The sequence below is a fragment of the Clavibacter sp. MX14-G9D genome, assembly GCF_032917815.1.
GTDB lineage: Bacteria > Actinomycetota > Actinomycetes > Actinomycetales > Microbacteriaceae > Clavibacter > Clavibacter michiganensis_K.
Window position 1 is genome coordinate 1 of sequence record NZ_JAVCVL010000343.1, and the last position, 1,694, is coordinate 1,694.

Annotated in this window: 3 protein-coding genes; all 3 read right to left on the reverse strand. The window is 76.7% G+C overall.

Annotated elements, in window-relative coordinates; genetic code table 11:
- Positions 1 to 576 (reverse strand): hypothetical protein (locus Q6969_RS15435; protein ID WP_317231234.1); only part of this gene is annotated, 576 nt, incomplete at its 3' end.
- 145 nt (positions 577 to 721) lie between these two features.
- Positions 722 to 979 carry a hypothetical protein gene (locus tag Q6969_RS15440; protein ID WP_317231235.1) on the reverse strand — a complete coding sequence of 86 codons (258 nt, stop codon included), beginning with the start codon at positions 977 to 979 and terminating at the stop codon, positions 722 to 724.
- 68 nt (positions 980 to 1,047) lie between these two features.
- The gene (locus tag Q6969_RS15445; RefSeq protein ID WP_094116100.1) at positions 1,048 to 1,482 is read right to left on the reverse strand and encodes a hypothetical protein; all 435 of its coding nucleotides are present in this window, start codon (positions 1,480 to 1,482) and stop codon (positions 1,048 to 1,050) included.
- Positions 1,483 to 1,694 lie beyond the last annotated feature (212 nt).

Genomic DNA, 1,694 nt, shown 5'->3' on the forward strand with positions numbered 1-1,694 from the left:
GAGGAGGAGGGACGAGGCGAGGAAGCAGGCGCTGTCGACGAGGGCCGCCGCCACGGGGCCGCCGGCGGTGAGCACCACGGCGGCGAGCGCCGGGCCCGCGACCTGCGCCACGCGCTGCGCGGACTCGAGGAGCCCGTTCGCGCGCAGCATGGCGCCCGTCGGCACCAGCGCCGAGAGCGCGGCGAAGGAGGCGGCCGACCACAGCACCCCGAGCGCGTTGCCGACGCCGACGAGCAGCAGCGCGGGCATCGGCGCCCCCGCCCCCATGGCGACCGCGAGGCCGAGTCCGACGCCGATGCGGGCGAGGTCGGTGCGCAGCAGGATGGCGAACCGGTCCCCGCGGTCGGCGACCACGCCGGCCAGCCCGCCGCAGAGGATCCCCGGCACGTTGGCGAGCAGCACCAGGCCGAGCCGCTGTCCGAGGGAGCCGCCGAGCGTCTCGACGAGCCAGACGTTGACGGCCACCATCCGGAAGGCGTCGCCGAGCGTGGACAGGCCGTACGAGCCCGCGAGCGCGAGGAAGCCGCGCGTGAGGAGGGGCGACGCGGGCGGGTCGCCCGGCGCGCGCGGAGCCATCGGGTCCTCCTGCGGGTGGTGCACGGGTTCGGGTCCGCGACACCGTACGCGAGGAGGTGGATGCGCCCCGCCGACCGTGCACAGCCCGTCGGCCGTGCCGGGCCCGCCGGTCCGGCACGGCCAGCCGGCCGGCCGTGCAGGTGCGTCAGGCGGGCAGGTCGGTGGGCGCGTCCCCGGCGCCGGCGCCCGTGTCGGCGGCGTCCTCGTCGGAGCCCAGGGTGTCGCCTCCGCTGGAGAGGCCGCCGTCGCCCGGGGCCTCGTCGTCGTCCACGTGCTGGATCGACTCGCCGTCGGGCACGGTGCCGCCGATCGCGGAGTCGGTGTCGCCCTCGCCGGGCAGGTCCTGCGTGACGCCGGGGGCGCCCTGGACGGTGGACAGGGGATCGATGTCGGAGTCGCTCATCCCCCGAACGTACGCCGGAGCCCCGCGCGCGTCAGGCGGGCGGGGCTCCGGGCATGCGGCGGGGCCGCTCAGTCGATGCGCTTCAGGCCGTCCAGGCGGCCCAGCAGGTCGCGGTCCTGCGCGTCGAGGTCGCCCTCGGCCGCGACGACGCGGATGGCGGCCTCGAAGTCGAGGTCCTGGTCGTCGGCGACGCCCGCGACGTCGGCGACGACCCAGAGGAAGCTGACGAGCTCGGGGAGGATCTCCGAGAGCACGGCGTCCGGGAAGATCGCGGCGGCCTGGCGGAACATGCGGTCGGTCGCAGGGCCGCCGAACGCGTGGTCGAGGTCGGCGACGATGCCGTCGTCCTCGTCGAGGTCGGTGGAGATCCAGTTGGCGACGTGCTCGCCGTCGAGGTGGATCGCGGAGACGAAGAGGGGCTCGCCGCGCGAATCGCTCTCGACGATCTCGGTGATCGTGTAGCCGGCGACGCCGGGAGGCGTGGGAAGGGAGTCGTCATCCATGCGCCGATCCTATCCGGGAGGGGTCGGCGCCGGGGCCCGATCCGGGACGGGAGGCGCCGGGCCGCCGAGCCCGCGGAGGTAGCCTCGACGGATGACCACGGCCCCCGAGACCGCCGCCCGGCCCGCGGCCCCGCACCCGGGTCCGGACCCGGCTCCCGGGGCGGCCGACCGACCGCTGCCGGCCGTGCTGGATCCCGCCTCCTGGCGCGACC

Excerpts from the sequence above, each read along its gene's own strand:
- Q6969_RS15445 (WP_094116100.1), bottom strand. The coding sequence starts at position 1,482 with ATGGATGACGACTCCCTTCCCACGCCTCCCGGCGTCGCCGGCTACACG.
- Q6969_RS15440 (WP_317231235.1), bottom strand. The coding sequence starts at position 979 with ATGAGCGACTCCGACATCGATCCCCTGTCCACCGTCCAGGGCGCCCCC.